General features: G+C 72.4%; 24 protein-coding genes. 7 read left to right on the forward strand and 17 right to left on the reverse strand.

What is annotated here, in order from left to right; all coding sequences use genetic code 11:
• The first annotated feature begins 103 nt into the window (after positions 1–103).
• Positions 104–1,162, forward strand: coding sequence for a hypothetical protein (locus tag ACGFYY_RS28485; RefSeq protein ID WP_393713643.1), 1,059 nt, complete (start codon positions 104–106; stop codon positions 1,160–1,162).
• On the opposite strand, the gene ACGFYY_RS28490 is transcribed toward ACGFYY_RS28485, so the two are convergent.
• Entirely contained in the window at positions 1,149–1,868 is a 720-nt protein-coding gene (locus tag ACGFYY_RS28490; RefSeq protein ID WP_393713645.1) for a rhomboid-like protein, read from the reverse strand. The genes ACGFYY_RS28485 and ACGFYY_RS28490 overlap by 14 nt on opposite strands.
• Before the next feature lie 68 nt (positions 1,869–1,936).
• Positions 1,937–2,461 (reverse strand): MarR family winged helix-turn-helix transcriptional regulator, encoded by a 525-nt coding sequence (locus tag ACGFYY_RS28495; protein ID WP_393713647.1) that lies wholly within the window; start codon positions 2,459–2,461, stop codon positions 1,937–1,939.
• A gap of 19 nt (positions 2,462–2,480) precedes the next feature.
• Here ACGFYY_RS28495 and ACGFYY_RS28500 point away from each other — a divergent pair, with 19 nt between their 5' ends.
• Positions 2,481–3,461, forward strand: a complete 981-nt coding sequence (locus tag ACGFYY_RS28500) for a DMT family transporter (protein WP_393713649.1) — start codon at positions 2,481–2,483, stop codon at positions 3,459–3,461.
• A gap of 2 nt (positions 3,462–3,463) precedes the next feature.
• A complete protein-coding gene (locus tag ACGFYY_RS28505; protein ID WP_393713651.1) occupies positions 3,464–4,669 on the forward strand; it encodes an FAD-dependent oxidoreductase in 1,206 nt (401 codons plus the stop codon).
• 35 nt (positions 4,670–4,704) lie between these two features.
• Here the strand turns inward: ACGFYY_RS28505 and ACGFYY_RS28510 are convergent, their stop codons facing one another.
• The 3 genes from ACGFYY_RS28510 to ACGFYY_RS28520 all read right to left on the reverse strand — a co-directional run bounded on the left by ACGFYY_RS28510 (position 4,705) and on the right by ACGFYY_RS28520 (position 8,185).
• Entirely contained in the window at positions 4,705–5,634 is a 930-nt protein-coding gene (locus ACGFYY_RS28510; RefSeq protein ID WP_393713653.1) for a polysaccharide deacetylase family protein, read from the reverse strand.
• 253 nt (positions 5,635–5,887) lie between these two features.
• Entirely contained in the window at positions 5,888–6,874 is a 987-nt protein-coding gene (locus ACGFYY_RS28515) for an MsnO8 family LLM class oxidoreductase (protein WP_393713655.1), read from the reverse strand.
• A gap of 111 nt (positions 6,875–6,985) precedes the next feature.
• Positions 6,986–8,185, reverse strand: a complete 1,200-nt coding sequence (locus ACGFYY_RS28520; protein WP_393713657.1) for a serine hydrolase domain-containing protein — start codon at positions 8,183–8,185, stop codon at positions 6,986–6,988.
• A gap of 646 nt (positions 8,186–8,831) precedes the next feature.
• On the opposite strand from ACGFYY_RS28520, the gene ACGFYY_RS28525 reads away from it, so the two are divergent.
• The 3 genes from ACGFYY_RS28525 (at position 8,832) to ACGFYY_RS28535 (ending at position 10,835) form a co-directional block, all read left to right on the forward strand.
• The gene (locus tag ACGFYY_RS28525; protein WP_393713659.1) at positions 8,832–9,260 is read left to right on the forward strand and encodes a hypothetical protein; all 429 of its coding nucleotides are present in this window, start codon (positions 8,832–8,834) and stop codon (positions 9,258–9,260) included.
• A 106-nt stretch (positions 9,261–9,366) separates the two neighbouring features.
• Positions 9,367–10,068, forward strand: a complete 702-nt coding sequence (locus ACGFYY_RS28530) for a 2-phosphosulfolactate phosphatase (RefSeq protein WP_393713661.1) — start codon at positions 9,367–9,369, stop codon at positions 10,066–10,068.
• Positions 10,069–10,256: 188 nt separating this feature from the next.
• Positions 10,257–10,835, forward strand: coding sequence for a YceI family protein (locus ACGFYY_RS28535; RefSeq protein ID WP_393713663.1), 579 nt, complete (start codon positions 10,257–10,259; stop codon positions 10,833–10,835).
• 46 nt (positions 10,836–10,881) lie between these two features.
• Here ACGFYY_RS28535 and ACGFYY_RS28540 read toward each other — a convergent pair whose 3' ends face one another.
• From ACGFYY_RS28540 to ACGFYY_RS28575, 8 genes are all read right to left on the reverse strand, one after another.
• Positions 10,882–12,141, reverse strand: coding sequence for an anhydro-N-acetylmuramic acid kinase (locus ACGFYY_RS28540; RefSeq protein ID WP_393713826.1), 1,260 nt, complete (start codon positions 12,139–12,141; stop codon positions 10,882–10,884).
• 5 nt (positions 12,142–12,146) lie between these two features.
• Positions 12,147–13,454 (reverse strand): MFS transporter, encoded by a 1,308-nt coding sequence (locus ACGFYY_RS28545; RefSeq protein ID WP_393713665.1) that lies wholly within the window; start codon positions 13,452–13,454, stop codon positions 12,147–12,149.
• A 77-nt stretch (positions 13,455–13,531) separates the two neighbouring features.
• Positions 13,532–14,464, reverse strand: a complete 933-nt coding sequence (locus ACGFYY_RS28550) for an ABC transporter permease (RefSeq protein ID WP_393713667.1) — start codon at positions 14,462–14,464, stop codon at positions 13,532–13,534.
• The gene (locus tag ACGFYY_RS28555) at positions 14,461–15,348 is read right to left on the reverse strand and encodes an ABC transporter ATP-binding protein (RefSeq protein ID WP_393713669.1); all 888 of its coding nucleotides are present in this window, start codon (positions 15,346–15,348) and stop codon (positions 14,461–14,463) included. Before ACGFYY_RS28555 ends, ACGFYY_RS28550 begins: the two co-directional genes overlap by 4 nt.
• Positions 15,345–15,734 carry a GntR family transcriptional regulator gene (locus ACGFYY_RS28560; protein ID WP_393713671.1) on the reverse strand — a complete coding sequence of 130 codons (390 nt, stop codon included), beginning with the start codon at positions 15,732–15,734 and terminating at the stop codon, positions 15,345–15,347. Before ACGFYY_RS28560 ends, ACGFYY_RS28555 begins: the two co-directional genes overlap by 4 nt.
• A gap of 88 nt (positions 15,735–15,822) precedes the next feature.
• The gene (locus tag ACGFYY_RS28565; protein ID WP_393713673.1) at positions 15,823–16,545 is read right to left on the reverse strand and encodes a cytochrome b/b6 domain-containing protein; all 723 of its coding nucleotides are present in this window, start codon (positions 16,543–16,545) and stop codon (positions 15,823–15,825) included.
• Positions 16,487–17,152 carry a molybdopterin-dependent oxidoreductase gene (locus ACGFYY_RS28570; RefSeq protein WP_393713828.1) on the reverse strand — a complete coding sequence of 222 codons (666 nt, stop codon included), beginning with the start codon at positions 17,150–17,152 and terminating at the stop codon, positions 16,487–16,489. The genes ACGFYY_RS28565 and ACGFYY_RS28570 overlap by 59 nt, the downstream gene beginning before the upstream one ends.
• A 182-nt stretch (positions 17,153–17,334) precedes the next feature.
• Entirely contained in the window at positions 17,335–17,805 is a 471-nt protein-coding gene (locus tag ACGFYY_RS28575; RefSeq protein ID WP_393713675.1) for a Dps family protein, read from the reverse strand.
• Between the two features lie 233 nt (positions 17,806–18,038).
• Between ACGFYY_RS28575 and ACGFYY_RS28580 the strand changes: the two genes are divergently transcribed.
• Positions 18,039–18,245, forward strand: coding sequence for a hypothetical protein (locus ACGFYY_RS28580; protein WP_393713677.1), 207 nt, complete (start codon positions 18,039–18,041; stop codon positions 18,243–18,245).
• Between the two features lie 36 nt (positions 18,246–18,281).
• Here ACGFYY_RS28580 and ACGFYY_RS28585 read toward each other — a convergent pair whose 3' ends face one another.
• The 4 genes from ACGFYY_RS28585 to ACGFYY_RS28600 all read right to left on the reverse strand — a co-directional run bounded on the left by ACGFYY_RS28585 (position 18,282) and on the right by ACGFYY_RS28600 (position 21,254).
• The gene (locus ACGFYY_RS28585) at positions 18,282–18,578 is read right to left on the reverse strand and encodes a hypothetical protein (RefSeq protein ID WP_393713679.1); all 297 of its coding nucleotides are present in this window, start codon (positions 18,576–18,578) and stop codon (positions 18,282–18,284) included.
• Between the two features lie 125 nt (positions 18,579–18,703).
• Complete coding sequence (locus tag ACGFYY_RS28590; protein ID WP_365268615.1) at positions 18,704–19,366, reverse strand: methionine ABC transporter permease; 663 nt, start codon at positions 19,364–19,366, stop codon at positions 18,704–18,706.
• The gene (locus ACGFYY_RS28595) at positions 19,363–20,379 is read right to left on the reverse strand and encodes a methionine ABC transporter ATP-binding protein (RefSeq protein WP_393713681.1); all 1,017 of its coding nucleotides are present in this window, start codon (positions 20,377–20,379) and stop codon (positions 19,363–19,365) included. Before ACGFYY_RS28595 ends, ACGFYY_RS28590 begins: the two co-directional genes overlap by 4 nt.
• On the reverse strand, positions 20,376–21,254 hold the full coding sequence (locus ACGFYY_RS28600) for a MetQ/NlpA family ABC transporter substrate-binding protein (protein WP_393713683.1): 879 nt from the start codon (positions 21,252–21,254) through the stop codon (positions 20,376–20,378). Before ACGFYY_RS28600 ends, ACGFYY_RS28595 begins: the two co-directional genes overlap by 4 nt.
• Positions 21,255–21,580 lie beyond the last annotated feature (326 nt).

Here is a 21,580-nt window from a genome sequence, read left to right on the forward strand (position 1 = left end):
CCCGCCCCTCCGCCCGACCGACCGCGCCGTCGGTGCCCTGTGTCATGATCGAACGCGCGCTCAGGGGGTGGGCCGCTGTCGAAGGACGACCAGGGGGACGGGGATGGGACGGGGTACGGAGTCGGACGGTTCGTCCAGGTCCGACGAGGAGTGGGAGCGATTTCTGCGCGAGTCGGTGGCGGGTGCCGCCGACGCTCCCAAGGAGCCCTCGGCACGGGCCCGCGACGTGGCCCGTCGGGTGCGTACGGATCCGCGCGGCGGCTCGGAGGGCTGGCGCGGCTACACGCCCGCGCGGCCGAAGCGGCGCACCGGCCGGTACCTGATCGGGCTGCTGGCCTCGTTGGCGCTGCTGGTGGTGGCGTTCGTGCCGGGGCGGGTGGTGGACCTGTTCGCCGGCGAGGACCACCACGCCCCCGCGGAAGCGGGTCGGCGCCCCACCGTGGACGAGCCGTTCCGCGGCTCTCCGGCGGCGGACTGGGCGAGCGGGGCGGAGGGGATCAGCATGCCGCCGGCCGGGGCGGTCGGCTGGATGAACGCGGCCCAGGTCGAGCAGGCCCTCGCCCGCAGCCGGGACTTCGTCGTCACGTCCGGCCTGGACCGCGGGGTGCTGCGGGGCGAGCGCCCCGAGCAGGCCATCGCACTGATCAACCCGCACCAGAAGGACGTCCAGGACCTCCTGAAGACCGCTTTCCAGACCCCGACCGAGAAGAACGACCCTCTTCTCCTCTTCAGCCGCTTCCAGCCCTCCAGCACCCGGTTGGTCGGCGACGTCGTGAAGACCAAGGGCGGGCTCACCTACCGGGAGGGCGAGCGCGGCGCGCTCCAGGTGACCGCCGACGTCACCTTCGTCTACCCGGTCACCCGCGCGGACGCGGACGGTGACGACGAGGTCGTCCGCACGATCGTCCGGCGCGAGCTGGTCCTGAGTTGGGACGACCCCGACAAGGTGACCACGGAGCCGGGCACGTTCTCGATCGTCTCGTACAAGTACGACATGACCAACGGCGGTTGTGGCGCCCCCACGGGCTATCTCGCGCCGCCGTTCGGCAAGGAGCGAGGGGCGGACGAGTCGGGCGAGCAGGTCGACCCGTACGACCGCAGCGCACCGGTCGCGCGGGGCGGCTCCGCCGAGGACGAGTGCGGGAGGGCTATCCGGTCCTGACGGTCAACGGCTCGGCGGCGCGGACCCTTTGCCGCCTGAAGGCCGGGACGGCCAGCAGTCCGAAGCCGAGGACCGCCGCCAGGACATGGCCGATGGTGGTGAAGTCCGGCAGCGGCGCGGACCAGTCGGCGCCGCCGAGCGGCCAGGCGAGGACGAAGACGGCCCAGGGGAGGCGACCACGGCGCGGTAGGGCGAGCGTGCCGATCGCCAGCACGGTCTGGGCTCCGTAACTGACCCCGTAGTCCAAGGACTGTCGTACGGCCGTCGGATACCCACCGTGCCGCAGCGCGACGACGATGACGACAGCGGTGAGCAGGGTGGCCACGACATGGCCGCCCAGGAACACGGCTATGGCGCGCCACTTGCCCCATCGGTGCTCCACCCAGGCCAGGGAGCAACAGACCCCGAGGCCCAGGGTGATGAAGGTACCCACGAAGTCGGTCGACGTGACGTCCGTGAGCGTGCCGTCGAAGAACAGCACGCTGCCGAGCAGCGCGCGCAGCGGATGGTCCCGCAAGTTGTCCAGGTTGGTGCTGAGGTAGCCGAGCAGGGCGTCCGCGCGATCGGCGGACAGCCCCTGGCCCAGCCAGACATGACCGGCCAGGAGCAGGCAGACGTAGGCGAGGGTCAACGGCGCGCGGCGCGGGTACGCCCGCACGGCGCGGAGGGTTCCGGCCGACGGACCCGACGGTGGCTGAGCGTTCATACCGTGGCATTCTCCAGGTCGGGTCGAGGGTGGAGATCGGCGGGTACGGACACCGTCCCGACCGCGCCTCAGTCCTCCAGCCGGGAGAGCCAGGTGGTGAGCAGCCCTTCGAGTGCCGCGGCCTCCTCGGGTGTCACGAGGTCCAGCAGGCGGCGTTCGTTGCGCATGTGGTCGCTGAACGCCCGGTCGACGAGGTCCCGCCCGGCCGAGGTGAGGGCGACGATCCGGGCGCGCTGGTCGTCACCGGAGCGCCGGCGGGTGACGAGCCCGGACCGTTCCAGGCGGTCGATCCGCTTCGTCATCGCACCGGTGGTGACCATGGTGTGCGCGGCGAGTTCGCCCGGTGCCCGCTCGAAGGGCTCACCGGCGCGGCGCAGTGCGCACAGGACGTCGAATTCGCCTTCGCCGAGGCCGTAGCGGTCGTAGACGAGGCGCAGTTCGGCGCCGAGCCGGTCGGCGAGGCGGTGCAGTCGACCGATCACGCCCTGGGGGGCGACATCGAGGTCGGGCCGTTCGCGGCGCCAGTCGGCCTGGATCCGGGCCACCCGGTCCAGCGGTGGCCCGTGCTCCTCCGGAGATACATTCGCTTCCATGGAAGCTATAATACCTTCCATGGAAGCAAACACCCGCTGGGTGGCACTGACCGCCGTGGCGCCGATCGCCTGGGGGGCCAACTACTTCGTCACCCACGAGTTCCTACCGGCGGACCACCCGCTGTACGGGGCCGCCCTACGAGCACTGCCGGCCGGCCTGGTCCTGCTGGCGTTGTGCCGCCGGCGGCCGCGCGGCCTGTGGTGGGGGCGGTCGGCCGTCCTCGGGCTGCTCAACGTGAGCGTGTTCTTCGTCCTCGTCTTCGTCGCCTCCCAACTGCTGCCGACGAGCGTGGCCTCGACCGTCATGGCCGTCTCCCCCTTGGTCATGATGCTTGCCGCCTGGCCCCTGGTCGCCGAGCGCCCCAGCCTCGCCCACCTGGCGGGCGCCGTGATCGGACTGGGCGGGGTCTGCCTCATGCTGCTCGGGGGCGCGGGCGGGATCAGCGTGCCGGGCGTTCTGGCCTCGGCCGCGGCGGTACTGGTGTCGTCCTTCGGCCACATCCTGGCCAAGCGGTGGAACACCCGTACCGCCGATGTCGGTGTGCTCGCCTCGACCGCGTGGCAGCTCACCGCCGGGGGCCTGCTCCTGCTGCCGGTCGCGATGGCCGTCGAGGGCGCGCCGCCGCCGATGTCCCCGTCGGCCCTCCTCGCGTTCTGCTACGTCGGGCTGGTCGCCACCGCGCTGGCCTTCGCCGCCTGGTTCGCCGGGCTTCGCCGCCTGCCCGCCGGAACGGTCGGCCTGATCGGGCTGCTGAACCCGGTCACGGGCGTACTGCTCGGGACGGCGGTCGCCGGGGAGGTGCTGACGGGCCGCCAGCTGTGCGGCCTGGCGCTGGCGCTGAGCGGAGTCGCCCTGGGGCGCCCCTCGGGCCGGGTCCGCCCCCGGGCGACGGCCGCACCGACCCGGACGCGGCCGGACGGCCTGGACCGTGGGGCACGGGCGGGTGCTCGCGCCTTGACCCGACCGTTCTATGGTGGGGACCCCGAACGGAGAGGGTGACCATGACGAACCGTCACGCGGTGGTGGTCGGAGCCGGGATCGGCGGCCTCACGGTCGCGGTCGCGCTGCACCGCCGGGGGTGGGACGTCACCGTCTGCGAACGCGCCCCCGAACCGCCCGTCACCGGCGCCGGGATCGGGCTCGCCCCCAACGCCCTGCGCGCGCTCGGCGCCGTCGGCGTCGACGTCTCCCGCACGATCGGCGGCGCCGTACCCGCGGCCATGGGGGTACGCCGCCCCGACGGCCGGTGGCTCACCCGGGCGGCCACCGCGCAGATGACGGCCCGCTACGGGACGGCGCCCCTGGCCGTTCCGCGCCCGGCCCTCACCGGCACCCTCTCCGCCGCTCTGCCCCCATCGGCCCTCCGTTACGGCACCGAGGTGACCGGCGTCGACGACGCCGAGGGCCGCCGCCCCATCGTTCGCACGGCGGCTGGTCCGGCTCTGCCCGCCGATCTCGTCGTCGCCGCCGACGGCATCCACAGTCCGTTGCGCCGCGCGCACTTTCCCGCGCACCCCGGACTGCACTACATCGGTGAGACGGCCTGGCGGACCATCGTGGAGGCGCCGGACCTGCGCATAGGGGCCATGAGCGAGACATGGGGCCGGGGGAAGCGGTTCGGGGTGACCCCGCTCGTGGACGGCCGCTCCTACCTCTACGCCACCGCGGTCGTCCCGCCGGACACCCGCTTCGCCGACCCCCGCGCCGAGCTGCGGCAGCGCTTCGGCAGGTGGCACGCGCCCATTCCGGCCCTGCTGGAGCGCGTCGGGCGTCTCGACCCCGCCGATGTCCTGCGCAACGATCTCTACGACCTGGCCGGCCCGCTCCCCCGCCTGCACCACGGCCGGATCGCCTGGCTGGGCGACGCGGCCCACGCCATGGCGCCCAACCTGGGCCAGGGCGGTTGCCAGGCCATCGAGGACGCGGTGGTCCTCGCCCACCTGCTGCCCGCCGGCGAGCGCGGGGACGGGGCGGACGGGCGGGACGCCGCGGACGCGGCCGTTCCGGCCGCCCTCGCCGCGTACACCGCCGCTCGCCACGCCCGCACCGACGCCGTGCGCCTGCGGGCCCGCCGCGTCGGACGTCTGGGCGTCCTGCGCAACCCGATCGTGGTGGCCGTCCGTGATCTCGCGGTCGGTGCCACCCCGGCCCGCCTGGCCCTGCGCGGCATGGACGACCTCTTCAACGGATTCAGCCTCCCCACCTAGCAGGGCGGGGAGGCTGCCCGAGACCGGGTCCTCGACTACGGGGTGGTGCGGGCCGGGAAGGAGAAGCTGTAGCCCTGCTCGGCGAGCCAGGGCAGGTACTCCTTCAGCGCGGCGACGGTTTCGCTGCGGTCGCCGCCCCCGTCATGGAAGAGAACCGTCGGCTGCTGCGGAAGTTTGCCCTGCACGGTGGAGAGGATGGCCTTCAGGCCGGGCCGGCTCCAGTCCTTGGGATCGACGCTCCAGCCCAGGGGCCGCATGCCGCTCGCGGCGGCGATCGCCCGGCTGTCGGGGGTGAAGGCGCCGCCCGGCGCGCGGTAGTACGTGACGGGGACCCCGGGAACGGCCTTCTCGATCATGGCCTTGCCGTCGAGGATCTGCTGTCGCTGGTAGGCGACGGGCTTGTGGTCCATCGTGACGTCGTGATCGACGGAGTGGTCGCACAGCTGGTGCCCGTCGGCGGCGACCGCGCGCACCAGCTCCGGGTACTTCTGCGCCTTGGTGCCGATCATGCAGAAGGTGGCCTTGACGTGGTTCTTCCGCAGCGTCTCCAGCACCTGGGGCGTCCAGCGGGGGTCCGGGCCGTCGTCGATCGTGATCGCGACATCCCGGCCCGCGCCCTGCGCCAGCCGGGATATCCCCAGCGGGACCCCGGTGCTGCCGTGGAGGGCGCCCGGGGCGGCTTCCTTCGCGGCCCCCTGAGCGGTTTCCTTGGCGGCGCTCCGAGCGGCTCCCTCGGCGGCGCTCCGAGCGGCTTCCTTCGTGGCTCCCTCGGCGGCTCCCTGAGCGGCGCCTGCCGTTCCGGCCGGTGCGGAGTGGCCACCGGGGGGAGCGTCCGGGGCGCGGTCCACCGAGCCGTCCGTGGCGGCGTACGCGGGTGTGCCGGCTGCCGCCAGGAGGCCGAGAAGGGCGGCCGCGGCCCCGTACCCCGCCCGTCGACGACGTGCGGAACTGGTGGTGATGCGCATGGACGTGCTCTTCCTTTGCCCTCAGCCCCCGGACACGTTGGTCGGTCCAGGCTAGGTCATCCGTTCGGAGCCCCTCCTCGGCCGAATGGCCCCTTTTGTGTGGTTCAGTGCACACGGGCTTCCGCTCGGAGGCGGGACAGCCCCGGAACGCCAACGGCTGTGGCCGCCTCCCCGGTGCCGCGCCGCCTGTGAGCAGTGTCACGACCCGCGCGGCGGGGCCGGACGCGGTGGCGGTGACGCCGGCGGGCCCGGCCTACCCGGCCGTCGCGGCTCCCCAGTGCTTTCCGACGAGCGCGTACGAGGCGAGGCGGTCGCCGAGGTCGTAGACGGGCGTGGCCAGCATCAGCTCGTCGGCCCCGGTCTCGCGGGCCAGGTGTGCGAGCCGCTTCACGACGGTCTCCGGCGTGCCGACGGCCTGCTGGGCCCGGAAACCGGTCAGGGCGTGCCGTTCCTGTTCCGTGAAGGGATGGGTGGCCGCCTGCTCGGGCGTGGGGAAGGGCAGCCGGCTCTCCCCCTTGAGCAGGCCGGCCTTCACGACGTTCATCGGCCCCGCCCGTCGTACGGCTTCCTCCTCCGTCTCCGCGCACACCGCCTCCACGCACAGCAGTACACGGGGCCGCTCGCACCAGCGGGAGGGGGAGAAGGCCGACCGGTAGCGCTCCAGGACCGCAGGGGTGTTGTCCGGCCGAATGTGGTGGGCGACCGCGACCGGCAGGCCGAGTTCCGCGGCGAGCGCGGCCCCCGCGGGGCTGGAGGCCAGCAGCCACGGCTCCGGCAGCGGGCCCAGGGCCACCTCGTCGACCAGGAGCGACAGGATCGCGGCCACGTCGTCGCGGTACTCGGCATCCGTCGCCGGGCCGGCGCCGCGACGCAGCGCCCGCGCGGTCGCCTCGTCGAACGTGCCGGGACCGCGACCGATGCCCAGGTCGATCCGGTCCTCGTGCAGGGCGGCCAGCGTGCCGAACTGCTCCGCCAGTGCGAGGGGGGCGTGGTTGGGGGCCAGCACGCCACCCGAACCGAGCCGGATGGCGGAGGTCGAGGCGGCCGCGTGCGCCGTCAGGACGACCGGGGGGAACGCGCCGATGGCGGGCGAGTGGTGATGCTCCGCGTACCAGAGGCGGTGGTAACCGAGGTTCTCCAGTTCTCGGGCGAAGGCCGTGGTGTCCCGCAGGGTGTCCACGGCGCGGGTGCCCGTTTGCACCATCGCGACTTCCAGCGCTGAAAGAGGTATGTCGAGCATGGCGTCAGCATAGGGATCGCGGGTGGCGGCGCCGGCGAGCGTGATCGTTTTCGCGCCACACCCGCCGCGCCGCCGCACCGTCACGCCGTCACGCCGTCAGCTCGGCACGTTTCAGTGCTTCTTGAGCAGGGCGCAGACGAAATTCTCCTGCACGGTGCGCAGTCGAGCCAGCAGTGCGGGCTTGTTGCTCTTACTGGTCTGAGTGTTGATCGAGAAGGTCAGCGACCGGGTGCCGTCGGGGGTGGTGGCGGCGAGCTGGGTGTACCCGGGGAAGTTCCCGGTGTGGCCGTAGAGCACCCCGCAGCGGGTGGTGTACTGGAAGATCGCCAACCCGGCGGCGTTGGTACCGGGTCCGGCCGGCTCCGAGGAGTCGCCGGGACGGAAGGTCAGCTGCTCCTTGCGGGTCTGCGCCGACAGCATCGAGGGACCGCCGTAGGCACGGATGAAGGTGCCCAGTTCCTTCGGGGTGGAGACGATGCCACCGGAGGCCCAGACACCGGACGCGCCCAGGGCCTCGCTGATGTCCTCCGGTTCGGCCGGCGGCTGGACGTCGTAGCCGTGCAGGTACGGACGCGGGAGTCGGTACCCCAGGGGCAGGCTCGTGCGGCGCAGCCCCAGCGGGCGGTACACGAGTTCCTTGAGGAGGTCCTCGTAGCGGCGGCCGGTGACGGCCTCGGCCATGAGCGCGACGGCGATGTTGTCCGAGTTGGAGTACTCGTAAAGGGAGCCGGGGACGAAGAGCAGCGGCTTGTCCTCCACGAAGTCGAGGAGGGTGCGCGGGTCGAACACGTGGCGCGGGTCGGCGGTGAGGATCTCGAGGAACCGGGGGGCGGTCGAGAAGTCCGGCAGGCCGCTCGTGTGCTGGAGGAGCTGGCGCAGCGTCACCGCGTGCCAGGCCTCGGGCTGGTCGGGCAGCCGCTCGCCGATGGTGTCGTCGAGGGAGAGCAGGCCCTGGTCGACGAGCTGGAGCGCGACCGCCCCGCTGAACGCCTTGGCGATGCTGGCGATGCGCATGTGGTCGTCGGGGTGCGGTGGGCGACCGGTCGCGATGTCGCCGACTCCGGCCGTGTACACCTCCGTACGGTCGCCCCGGGTGAGCAGGGCGATCACCCCGGGTGGGCCGTCCTCCTGGGCGACCAGCCCGTCGAGTTGCCGCTGAAGGCCCTTGTCGTGGCGCCCGGGCCCGTCCGGGTCAGGGGCGCCGGCCGCCTGCGCGGGCTGCAGCAGCCCGCCGAGCGCGGCGGCGGTCAGGACGGTGGCGGACAGTCCGCTGCGGAGGCGGCTCCGGCGGCCACGGGCGCGGGTCGGCATGTGCGGGGCTCCTGGTGTGCGCGGGATGGGCCGGGGCGGGCGGCGCCCGGCCCAGCACAGCAGTAGCAGCCCGCGCGACGCTCCGGGTCGCGGCGCGCGCCGCGACCCCCCGGTCGGCGGCGAAAGTCGCCCGCCCCGACCCTCCCGACCGTCCCGAGGTCGGGCAGCCTTCCGACCTCAGGACGGCCCGAAGTCGCTGATGAGGCGTGTCCTCCTCCGAATTGGCCGGAGCCGGTGCGTACATTCCGGGGACGGCGCACCGCCCCGGCCCGGGGTGGGGCCGTCCCGACCCGAAGGAACCCGTGAACCGCAAGCTGATACCCGCCGCCGTCGTCGCCACCTGCGCGGCCGCCGTCCTCGCCTTATTCGCCGGGCCCGTGAACGCCGACGACGCCCCGGCCCCCTGCCCAGCGCCCCGCCCACCAGGGCGCCCTCCGTCTCGCCGACCGCCCACGCGTCGGTCCTGCCGTCGGTCCTGCCGTCGGGAACGCCCGTGCCCGGCACGCCCACGCCCGGCGTCCCCACCACGGGCCCCACCGGAGCACCCGGAACACCCGGAACACCCGGAACCGGAGATGCCACCCCGACTCCCCGACCCAGCGGCGGCGGGCCCTCCCCCACCCCCGCGCCCGGTTGTGCGCGCCCCGTGCCGCAGCTCGCCACCCCCGAGAGCGTCCCCGGGTACGGCACCGTCACCCTCGACATGTGCGCCACCGACCCCCGCACCGGCCGCGGCAAGCTCGTCTTCACCGCCGGGCACGACACCGGCGGTCCCACGACCTACCGCGTCAGCCTGCGGTGGACGTACGAGGGCAAGCCCGAGGCCGGATGCGAGTGGTGCTGGTCCTCGGCCCGGTACGCGTTCACCGAGGACGTCTACGTCAACGACGCCGTCCAGGCCCGACCTCTCACCGTCCCGTTCGTGCTGCAGCACCGCGGTGAACTGATCGGCGAGCAGCGCCCCGGTACCGGTGTGACCGTGGTCGACATCCAGCCCCTGGAACCCACCTGGCAGGACAATCCGGCCTTCGTCGCCCCGGTACCCGGCGCCACCCCGCCGCCCGAGTCCCCCTGAACGCGGGACGGCGCGGCCTCCCGTCCCCGCCCTGGGGGCCGTGCCGCAGGGGCAGTTCACGGCCGTGGGGCCGACACGTCCGGTCGGCATGCACGACCATGATCGTATGAACGCTCGTTTCCTTGGCATAGGCGAACTGGTCGACACCCCGCCCGTGGCGGTCGTGGTCGACGTCATGCGCGCTTTCACGGTGGCTGCCTGGGCCTTCGCCCAGGGGGCGGAAAAGATCGTGCTCGCGGAGTCGTTGGACGAGGCCCTGGCGCTCAAGGCCCGCCATCCGGAGTGGGTGGCGCTCAAGGACGGTCCGCCCGCGCCCGGGTTCGACACCGTCAACTCGCCGGGCATGCTGCGGTCCATGGACCTCGGTGGACGGACCGTCGTGCAGAAGACGACGGCCGGGACGGTCGGCGCCCTGGCGGTCAAGGAGGCCGCGCTGGTGCTGTGCGCCGGCTTCGTGGTGGCGGAGGCGACGGCTCGGGTCCTGCGAGCACGCGCGTGTGACGAGGTCACGTTCGTGGTCACCGGCGAGGACGGACGGGCCGAGGAGGACCTGGCGTGCGCTCAGTACATCGCTCGGCGGGCCACCGAGGCCGCGACGGACGCGGCCGAGTTCCTCCGTCGCGCCGGCGCGTCGCGCGCCGCCTCCGAGCTGGTGGAACGTGTGCGTCGAGGAGTTCATCCCGATGACGTCACGCTCTGTCTCGAGCTCGACCGATTCCCCTTCGCCATGGTGGCGACTTCGGAGGACTCGCTCATGGTCCTCCGTCCGTACCCCCTGCCCCCGCTGACCGACGAAACGTCGATCTGATCGGCGCCGGCGAGGCGCCGCGGCGGTCGGCTGCTGCTCTCCACGGGTGAGGCCGGCCGTCGCCGGAGTGCACTCCGGCGACGCTCCGTGCGTCCGAGCGGCCCGGGGCCGCCTCGCGCCCTAGCGTGGGTCGGGAAGAATCCGGGCGTACCGCCGCCGGGATCCCGCCCTACGGAGGAACGTCACCCATGACCGCCACCATCCAGGAGCTCACCGGGGACTACGTCCTCGACCCCGCCCACACCCGGATCGGCTTCGTCGCCCGCCACGCCATGGTGACCAAGGTCCGCGGCGCGTTCCACCAGTTCGAGGGCACGGCCCATCTGGACGGCGGCGATCCGGCCCGTTCCACCGCCCAGGTGGTGGTCAAGACCGAGAGCATCGACACCGGCGTCGACCAGCGGGACCAGCACCTGCGCACCAACGACTTCCTGGACGCTCCCACCTTCCCTGACATCACCTTCCGGACCACCTCGGTCGAGCCGCTCTCCGACTCGGAGTACCGCGTCACCGGCGACCTGACCGTCAAGGACACCACCCGCCCCGTCACCATCGACTTCGAGTACACCGGCAACGCCGTCGACCCCTACGGCAACCTGCGGGTCGGCCTGGAGGGGTCGGTCACCATCTCCCGCAAGGAGTTCGGCGTGACGTGGAACGCGGCCCTGGAAGGCGGCGGTGTGCTGGTCGGCGACAAGATCGTCCTGGAGTTCGACATCTCCGCGATCAAGCAGGGACAGCAGGGACAGCAGGGACAGCAGGGGTAGCGGGGACAGCAGGACCGGCGGAGCCGGCGCCGGCGGCCCGGCCGCATCACCGTCGGCGGTCCGGCCGGGCCGCGCGGGGCCCGTTGGCGACCGTCAGCCGGACCGGCGCCGTCGCCGGCGGCCGCGGCAGGCGCAGGCCCGGACCTCCGGGCGTGATCGAGCCGAGCACGCTCGCGTGCCGGGCGCCGGTGCACGAGGGAACGGTGCCCGGCAGGCCGTGCGCGGTGAGCCAGCCCAGTACGGCGAAGGCGTACGCCTCCTTCGCTCCTGCGGGCAGCCCGAGTTCGTCCGAGGACCGCAGCACGCACGCGCCGACCCTCCCCTCGGCCCCGGCGCCGCCCAGCTCCTCCCGCAGTCGGTCCATCAACACCGGGTTGCGGGTCCCGCCTCCCGACGCGATCACCTCGGTCGCCCCGAAGGGCCGGATCGCGTCGGCGACGGTCCGGGCCGTGAGCCGGGTCAGCGTGGCGACGACGTCCTCGACGGAAAGCGGCTCGCACGAGTCCAGCGCCGCGCGCAGGTAAGGCAGGTGGAAGAGTTCCTTGCCCGTCGTCTTCGGTGCGGGGCGGGCGTAGTACGGGTCGGCCAGCAGCCTGCGCAGCAGCGGTGGGTGGACCGTGCCCCGTGCGGCGAGGGCTCCGTCCGCGTCCATCGTGTGCGCCTCGCCCGAGGCGTCGCGGCCCGCCAGCGCGGTCACCGCCGCGTCGATCAGCGCGTTGGCGGGGCCGGTGTCGAAGGCCAGCGGTACGCCCCCGGTCCCTGCCACTCCGCCCGGCACGACCGTGACGTTCCCGATCCCGCCCAGGTTGAGTGCCACCGGTACCCCGGGCCGTCCCCGCAGCCACATCACGTCGACGATGCTGACCAGCGGCGCGCCCTGTCCCCCGGCCGCCACGTCGCGGGTACGGAAGCCGGAGACCACGGGCCGGCCGGTCGCCTCGGCGATCCAGGCCGCCTCGCCGATCTGGAGGGTCCCGCGCACCCGGCCGTCCTCGGCCCAGTGGAAGACGGTCTGCCCGTGCGAGGCCACCAGGTCGGTCCGCCCGCCGCACAGTTCCGCGTCCGCCCGCACCGCCGCCGCCGCGAAGGCCTGTCCGATGCGGGTGTCGAGCCGGCACACCGTGGCCAGGTCCGCCCCGGCGGGCGGCAGGGCCCCGGCGAGGTCCGCCCGCAGGTCGTCGTCGTACGCCGTACTGATCATCCCCAGGGGCGTGAGCACCAGCGTGTCGCCGTCCAGGGTGAGGTCGGCGGCCGCCGCGTCGATCGCGTCGTACGAGGTGCCGGACATCAGCCCGACCACGCGCAGGGCGCTCACCGCAGCGCCCGCTCGTGGTCGTCGCCGCGCAGGGTGAGCAGCGCGACGGCGCTCACCGCGCAGGTCGTCGCGGCGTAGTACCCGGGGACGTCGACGTTCCCGGTCCGCTCGACCACCTCCGTGATGATCAGTCCCGCGCAGCCCGAGAACACGGCGTTGGACAGCGCGTACGCCAGCCCGAGCCCGGTGCAGCGCACCCTGGCCGGGAACATCTCGGCCAGCATCGCGGGACCCGGACCCGCCATCAGGCCGACGCCGGCCCCCGCGGCGAGGAGCGCCGCCCCCTTCAGGTACGCCGGCCCGCCGGGGTCCTGCAGCAGGTGCAGCAGCGGAAGCGCGAGCGCGGCCACCAGCAGGGCCCCGGCCGCCATCACCGCGCGCCGCCCGATCCGGTCGCTCAGCTTCCCGGCGGGCAGGATCGACGCCGCGAACCCGAGGTTCGCCAGGACGGTGCCGAGCAGTGCCCGCTGGAAGCTGGTGCCGAGGGTGCTCTGCAGGTAGGAGGGCAGGACCACCAGGAAGGTGTAGCCGGCCGCCGACCAGCCCATCACCCGCCCGACGCCCAGCACGACCGCCCGCGCCGTCTCCCCCGGACGCCGCCGGGTCCGCCCGGGCCGTACGCGGGCGGCCGGTTCCTCGGCGGGCAGCCGCAACCGCAGCCGCAGCGCGAGGAGCCCCAGCGGCAAGGTCAGCAGGAACGGCACCCGCCAGCCCCAACCGTGCAGCTGTGACGGGGTCAGTACGCTCGCCAGGACCACAGCCACCGCGGCGCCCGCGAGCAGACCGAGCGCGACGGTGAACGACTGCCAGGCCCCGTACAGTCCCCGGCGGCCCGGTGGCGCGGATTCGGTCATGATCGAGACCGCCCCGCCGAACTCCCCGCCCGCCGACAGTCCTTGCAGAATCCGCAGCAGGGTCAGGAGCCACGGCGCGGCCGCGCCGATCGACGCGTACGTCGGGAGCAGGCCGATCGACGCCGTGGCACCGGTCATCAGGCAGACGACCAGGACGAGCGCGGGCCGCCGGCCCACCCGGTCGCCGAACCGTCCGAACACCGCGGCCCCGACCGGCCGGAAGAAGAACGCCAGGGCGAACGACGCGTACGCCTTGACGAGCCCCTCCACCTCGCTGCCGCCGGCCGGGGTGAAGAACCGCGCGGCGATGACGGTGGCGAAGTAGCCGTAGATCCCGAACTCGTACCACTCGACGAAGTTGCCGACGGACCCCGCCACCAGCGCCCGGCGGGCGTCGTCCGGTCGGACCGTCGCGGGAGGCCGCACCGGACCGGGGACAGGTGTGCTCATGGATCAAGCGTGCTGACCTCGGGACAGCACCACAAGCGCCGTCCGCCATCTGCCCTACACCGCGTACGGGCCGCGGCTCAGGCGCGCCGGGCGCCCACGAGGCGGAAGGCGGCGAACAGGGCGACGCCGGCCAGGACCAGGATCAGCGAGCTCTCGATGAGCTGCGTCGGCCAGTAGTGCGAGACCGGGTGGAACTCCGCGTACCAGCCGGTGACGTCCATGTCCGCCGGGCAGACCCCCATGTCGTGGGTCCGCTCGAAGCAGGCGTACTCGGGCAGGCGCTCTCCCGTGGAGGTGAGCAACCCCGTGTCCATCATCAGGGCGGAGGACGGGATCACCTGCGAGGCCTGCCCCGGGAACGGGACCGTGCCCGTCTGCACGGGGAGGATCGACCACCGCAGCGCGCCGAGGCCCAGCATCACCAGGCCGGTGAGGGCGCCGGTGAGGGCCATGGCGGCCAGGGTCCGCCGGACCAGCTGGCCGACGAGCACGCCGAGTGCCACGCCGAGCAGGCAGTAGGCCACGAGCACCGGGCCGGAGGTTTCGTAGGTCCCGCGATCCGCCCAATGGAACCGGTAGGTGCCGGTGACCCGTGCCCAGCCGAGGCGGTAGACGCCGGTGAGTGCGACCGCGCCGAGCAGCGACACGGTCGCCGCGACCGCGACCTTCGAGCCGAGCCAGGCCTTCGGGGTGGTCGACTGGGTGAGGGCGAGCCGCCAGGTGCCGCTCTCCAGCTCACGGGCCGTCATCGGGCCGGCCACGAACGCTCCCACCAGCAACGGCAGGAACAGCAGGCCTTTGCCGGCGTACTGCATGCACAGCCGCAGCAACGAGTAGCCGTCGTTCGGCCACGCCACGCCGAACTCGCCCGGGTCCACACTGCCGGCCCAGGCGCGCAGGGCGACCACGCCGGCGAGAGCGGCGGCCACGACGGCGGGCACCGTCCACAGTGCGCGCCGGTGTTGGCGGACGGCGACCCAGTACGGGCCCTTCAGCGCCAGGTCGCTCATGCCCGTACCCCCGTCGTGGTGAGGGAGTCCTCCGTGGTGAAGGACGGGGCCTCGGGGGAACGCAGATGGGCGAGCAGGAGCTCCTCCAGGGTCGGCTGTTCCGACTGCCAGACCTGGTGGTCGACGGGCCCCCGCGGCCGCACGAGGGCGGTGAGCCGGCGGCCGGTGGTACGGGACTCGACGACGGTGTGGGCGGCGAGTTGGGCGGAGGCGGCGGCGGGGCCGGTGAGCAGCCGGTGGGCCGCGGCGATCCCGTCGATCGGGCCGCTGAGGCGGATCCGGCCGCGGTCGGCGAGCAGGAGGTGGTCGCAGGCGCCCTCCAGCTCGGTGAGGATGTGTGAGGACATCACCACGGACGTGCCGTTGTCGGCGACGTCGGCCATCAGGGTGCCCATGAGCTCGCGCCGGGCGAGCGGGTCGAGGTCGGCCATCGGCTCGTCCAGGAGGAGCAGGCCGGGGCGCTTGCCGAGGGCCATGGCCAGGGCGAGGCGGGTGCGCTGACCGCCGGAGAGCGTACGGACCCTGGTACGCGGGTCGAGCTCCCCGGCCTCGACGATCCGCTCCGCGGTCGCCGCGTCCCAGCGTCCCGGGTTGAGCTCGCGGCCCATCCGCAGGGTCTCGCCGACGGTGAACTGCGGGTAGAGGGGCTTGTCCTGCCCGACGTACGCGAGCGTCTCGCGCGGGACGGTGCGCAGGGTGCCTTCCGTGGGGAGGGTGAGGCCTGCGGCGAGGCTCAGCAGGGACGACTTACCGGCGCCGTTGGGCCCGACGAGCGCGCACACCCGGCCTTCGGGAAGGCGGAAGGAACAGTCGCGCAGTGCCCAGCCTCCCCGGCGTCCGTAGCGCAGCCCGAGGCCCTGTGCCTCGATCACGGTTTCCGTCATGCTTCGCCGTCCCCCTCGAAGTGCTGTTCCAGTACGGATGTGAAGAGCGCGGCGACGTCGTCGCGCTCCAGGCCGGCGTCCCGGGCCCGCCGGGCCCAGTCGGCGAGTTCGTCGTGCAGCGGAGAGTCGGCCGGGGCGCTGCCCAGGGACCTCCGGATGAAGGTGCCCAGCCCCCGCTTCGCCTCGACGAGGCCTTCGCGTTCCAGTTCGCGGTAGGCCTTGAGGACGGTGTTCGGGTTGATGGCGGTGGCCTCCACGACCTCGCGCGCCGCCGGCAGTTTGTCGCCCGGCCGCAGCAGGCCCAGCCGCAGGGCGTGCTTGGTCTGCTGGACGATCTGCAGGTAGGTGGCGATGCCGCTGCGCCGGTCGATGCGGTATTCCAGCACTCAACACCACCCTTTCACTAGGTAAGTAGTGAAAGGGTGGTGCACGGGTAGGACTTCTGTCAACTCACACCGAGGTCACCGCATCGACTCATTCGGCCGCCGCGTCGCTCTCCGGCCGTTGCGCGCGTTCCCCCTTCGGTTCGTCCTCGTCCTCGCCCGCGAGCCACAGCGGGTGCTCCCGCTCCACCCAGGGGCGTTCGACGGACCCGGTACGCATTCCCCTGCGCGCCTCCGGGTCGGCAAGCGCCATCCGGATGTGCCCGATCAGCACCACGCCGATGGCCAGGGCCAGCCAGTCGTGCACGAAGGTGGCACTGGTGCGCCACACCAGGGGTGTCAGATGGGTGAACCACATCAGCAGACCGGTCGCCAGCATCACCAGGACGGCGCCCGCGATCCACGAGGCGTAGATCTTCTGGCCCGCGTTGAACTTCCCCGCGGGCCGGGATGCGCGCCGACGGTCGCGTCGCCGCACCGCGCGCAGCCACTTCCTGTCGTGCGGACCGAAGCGGTTCAACCTGCGCAGGTCGGCCCGGAAGGCGGGTGAGGCCAGTCCGAGCAGAAACGGCGCGGGCAGCAGGATCCCGGCCCATTCGTGGACCGTCACCACCAGATACCGGCGGCCGACCAGTTCGGCGAGCTGCGGTACGTACAGCGCGGCCGCGGTCGCCACGCACAGCAGTGCCAGCGCGGCGGTCGCGCGGTGGACCCAGCGCTCGGCCCGGGTGAACCGGGCGATGCGCCGGGCCGGTTCAGACGGTGGGGGTGTCACCGCGTCCGTTGGACCCGCCGACCCAGGCGTCGACGTCATAGCCCCGCTCCTCCCAGTAGCCGGGGCGCACCTCGGAGGTGACGGTGATCCCGGAGAGCCATTTCGCCGACTTGTAGAAGTACATCGGGGCGACGTAGAGCCGGACCGGGCCGCCGTGCGCATGGCTGACCGGCTGATCCTGCATCCGCAGACAGACCAGTACGTCGTCGCGTCGGGCCTGTGGGAGCGTGAGGCTCTCGCTGTACACACCGTCGAAGCAGGTGAAGCGGATCGCCTTGGCCTCGGGATCGACACCGGCGGCGTCCAACAACAGGGACAGTCGGACGCCCTCGAAGGCGGTCTCAGGGACCCGCCAGCCGGTGACGCACTGCACGTCCCGTACGACACGGGTCTGCGGCAGCGCGCGCAGGGCGTCGAGGGTGTAGGTCGTGGGGCGCTCGACCAGGCCGTCGACGGTGAGCCGATAGTTCTGCTCGTTCTTCCGCGGTACGGAGGTGGCGACGGAGTAGTAGCGGAAGCCGCCCCCGTTGGGCAGGAGCCCGGTGAGCCCGGTCGGGTCCTTGTCCGAGGCGGCCCCGAGGAAGGCTTCGATCCCGCGCTGTACGTACGGTGCGGCGACGAGGCCCCCGGCGCCGAGCCCGAGCATGCCGAGCACGAGGCGGCGACCGACGGGGGTTCCCTCGAAGTCGGGGTGGTCTGTCGTCACCCCTCGATTCCAACACCCTGGGGCGTGGGACACCAGAAGGACCGGCCCGACGTCAGACTTCCGTCACAGTTCGGGCCGGCGACGTGCGCCCCTGCCCGCCGGGCGGGCAGGGGCGTGGCCGCTCAGGCGCTCTCGGCGGCGAACATCCAGTGGTGCTTCTCGAGGTCGCCGGTCAGGGCGATCAGGAGGTCCTGGGTGACCGGGTCGGGGTCGTCCGTGGCCCGGATGCGCTCGCGCATGCGGGTGATCACCGTACTGAGGGCGTCGACGAGGATACGGACGGCGTCGACGTCCTTGATCCAGCCCTCCGGCACGCCGGTGATCGCGGTGGCGGAGGCCACCGTCGAAGCCCGACCGTCCGGGGTGATCCCGAGGGCGGAGGCGCGCTCGGCGACCACGTCCGAATGGGTGCGCGCCGTGGTGACGACCTCGTCCAGTTGGAGGTGCACGGACCGGAATCGGGGTCCCACCACGTTCCAGTGCACCTGCTTGGACACGAGCGAGAGGTCCACCAGGTCCACCAGAGCGCCCTGCAGCGCTTCACCGACGACCTTCAGGTCCGCTTCCGGGAGGGCGTTCTTGACGACGGACACAACGGCTCCATTCCTATCGGGGGTATCGACAAAACCTCGGCTACCCGCTACGAGCAGCACAAAACGGCTCCGCCTTCCCGGCTGGTCCGTTCGGTCGTAGCACCGGAGCCCGCTACTCCGCTGAGGACGCCGCAGGAGGACACGCCCGCCGTCGGCGCTCCGACCTTGACTCGCGTCCCTCGCCGCCAGCAGACTCGACGCACTTACTGATCTTCACCGGGGGGCTGAGGAACTTGATCCTTTTCTATACGTGCGCGGGACTACCCATCGCCGTGTTGGTCGCGTACCTGCTCTGGACCGACCGGGCCACCCGGACCAAGAACCTCGACGGGCTGCAGACGGAGGAGAAGGTTCGTCAGCAGCTGCGCTTCGACAAACTGTCGCCCGCGCGCAGGTTCTACATCCCGCCGAACGAACTCGACCGTCGCAACCGCCGCTGAGGGCGACCGGATCGGGGTGACCCGATCAGCCGGAGTTCACTCCTCGTGGACGTCGCAGTCGGTGTAGACGGTGGGCCTCGTCATCAGGGCCGACAGCCGCGCGGCGAGTTCGCCGGTTTCGGGCGCGTTGCTGTTGGCCATGGCCTCCTCGTACGACGCGAACTCGACGACGGCGAGATAGCGGCGGGGGTTGACCCGGTCGTGGAGCAGGGTGCGGGTGGTCGGGGCACCGGCGCGGGCCTGCGCGCGGGCCTGCTCCTCGTAGGCGCGGAGCAGGTCGCGCACCTCGTCGATGCGCTCCGTCTCGAAGTCGATGATCTGGGCGAACTTCATTCTTCGGTTCCTCCTGGCGTACGACGGTCCCCGCGGACGCGGTTCTTCCCTCCCCCCTCGCCCAAGCAAACACCGTGGGAGTGCCGCGGGCCCGGTTCACACGCCCGTCGCGCGTCGCTCTCCTGTCAGCGGCGGAGCACCTTGCGGGACACCAGGTTGCCGAGCAGTTGCGCCGACTGCACCAGGGCGATCAGGACGAGCACCGTCACCACCATCACCGAGGTGTCGAATCGCAGGTAGCCATAGGTCATCGCCAGGTTGCCGACACCTCCGCCGCCGACCGTGCCGGCCACCGCCGAGAAGTCGATCAAAGCGACGAGCATGAACGTCAGGCCGAGGACCAAAGGCCCCAGGGCCTCCGGAACCAGTACCGTGAGCAGGATCCGCAGCGGGCTCGCGCCCATGGAACGGGCGGCCTCGATCACGCCGGGTTCGACGGAGAGCAGGTTCGACTCGACGATGCGGGCGACCCCGAACGTCGCGACGACCGTCATCGGGAAGATCGCCGCGTTCGTGCCGATCATCGTGCCGACCACCTCGCGCGTGACCGGTGCCAGCGCGACGATCGCGATGATGAACGGGACGGGCCTGATGACGTTGATGAGCGAGCCCAGGACCGTGTGGACGACCCGGTTCGGCAGGACGCCGCCCTTGCGGGTGGCGTACAGGGCGAGACCCACCGCCAGGCCACCGACCGTCGACAGCGCCAAGGTGACGAGCACCATGTAGACGGTCTCGCCGGTGGCGTCGAGGACCTTCGGCCAGAACGTGCTCCAGTCCGCCTTCATCGGGTCCCCTCCGCCACGCGGTCGGCGCCGGCGAGTCCGGCGACCACGGCGTCGACGGCGTGGGGTGCGCCGCGCAGCTCCAGGGTCACGCTGCCCAGGGGGCGGCCCCGTACCTCGCCCACGCCTCCGTGGACGAGGGTGAAGTCGACTCCGTGGGCGTGCAGGAGCTTCGAAAGGCCGTCCAGGCCGGGGCGGCCGTCCGCGACGGGCAGAGTGATCAAGCGGCCCGGGTGGCGGGCGCGCAGTCGCTCCAGGAGCGCCGCGTCCGGCTCGCTGTGCCGCGCGGAGCGCACGAAGGCGGCGGCGGTCGCGTGACGGGGCCGGGCGAAGACCTCGTAGACCTCGCCGCTCTCGACCACCTTGCCGTTCTCCATCACCGCGACTCGGTCGCACAGGGTCCGGACGACGTCCATCTCGTGCGTGATGAGCAGGATCGTGACGCCCAGCTCGTGGTTGACGCGACGCAGCAGGGCGAGCACCTCGCCGGTGGTCCGCGGGTCGAGGGCGGAGGTCGCCTCGTCGCACAGGAGGACCTTGGGGCGGGTGGCGAGCGCGCGGGCGATGCCGACGCGCTGGCGCTGGCCGCCCGACAGTTGCTCGGGGTAGCGCTTGCCGTGGCCGGCGAGGCCTACGAAGTCCAGCGTCTCCTCGGCTCGGGCGCGGGCGGTCGCGCGGTCCGTGCCGGCGAGGCGCAGCGGGTAGAGCACGTTGCCCAGGACGGTGCGGGAGCGGAAGAGGTTGAACTGCTGGAAGACCATGCCGATCTCCCGCCGGATGGGGCGCAGGTGACGTTCACCGAGGGAGGAGAGGTCCTGGCCGTCCAGCAGGACGCTGCCCGAGGTCGGCTCCTCCAGGCCGTTGACCAGGCGCAGGAGGGTGGATTTGCCCGCACCGCTGTGGCCTACCACCCCGAAGACGGTCCCTGACTCGACGGAGAGGCTGACGCCGTCGACGGCGCGCGATCCACCCGGGAACTCCTTGGCGACGTCGCGCAGTTCCACGGCGGCGGTCATCGTCCCAGCTGCTTCTGGATGCGGACGACCTCGGCCTGGAGGTCGGCGGCGGGCAGCTCGATGTGGTGCGCGGTGCCGTTGCTGGTGCGGCGGACCTCGTCCTGCACGGCCTGGGAGGCGTACAGCTCTACGATCTTCCGGTGGTCGGCGTCGTCCTTCCGGTCCGCGCGGGCGGCGATGACGTTGAGGTAGGGGACGGACTGCGGGGCGGCGGGGTCGTCCTTGAACAGCGCGGTGTCGGCCTTGACGCCGGCGAGCTCGGCGACGCCGTCGTTGATGATCGCGGCGTCCACGTCCTGGAGGGTACGGGGGGTCTGCTGGGCGTTGACCGGGGTGAGTTCGAGGTGTTTGGGGTCGGCGGTGATGTCGTCGGGGGTGGCGAAGAGACCGGCCTCCGCGCGGAGCTCGATCAGCTTCGCCTGTTCCAGGACGCGCAGCGCGCGGCCCTGGTTGGCGGGGTCGTTGGGGAGGGTGATCTCGGCCCCGTCCGGGAGGTCCGCGAGTTTCTCGTGCTTGCGGGAGTAGAGGCCGAGCGGGACCACGGTGGTCGCCGCGATGGGCACGATGTCGGTCTTGTTCTCGGTGTTCGACTGCGCCAGGAAGACGAGGTGCTGGAAGGCGTTGAGCTCGATGTCGCCGGCGCTGAGGGCCTTGTTGGGGAGCGAGTAGTCGTCGAAGACGACCGGCTCGACGGTCAGGCCCTGCTTCTTGGCCTCCTTGGCGAGGACGTCCCATTCCGGGGAGTCGCCGGAGACGCCGACCCTGATGCGGTGGGCGTCGGTGCCTCCGACGCCGCAGCCGGACCCGAGCAGCGCGAGGACGGCGGCGGTGGATGCGGCGAGCAGGGTACGTCGACGCGACAGTGCAGAAATCATTGTGTGATCCATGTGCAGAGGAAGATCGAACCAAAGGGATGAACGAACCGTAGATCGAATTCGCCATTGGACCTTGGAAAGAAAGGTTCTCTTCATGAATCTGAAACGAATGAAAGAATCCCCGACATTGCGGCCCGGTCTCCGCGACCGCCGCCGGGGAGGCCGGGGAGGCCGGGCCGCGGGAACGGCACGATGCCCTCCTACGGCCGAACCGTCCGGGCCACCCGGGTGACCTTCGGCACCGGTTGGCCCACGCCGGACCGGCGTGGCGACCGCGCGGTGGCGCGCGCCGGTCGAATGTGGGCGGATCGTCCGCAACTCGCTGT

The organism is Streptomyces sp. NPDC048331, from assembly GCF_043201215.1.
Lineage (GTDB): Bacteria > Actinomycetota > Actinomycetes > Streptomycetales > Streptomycetaceae > Streptomyces.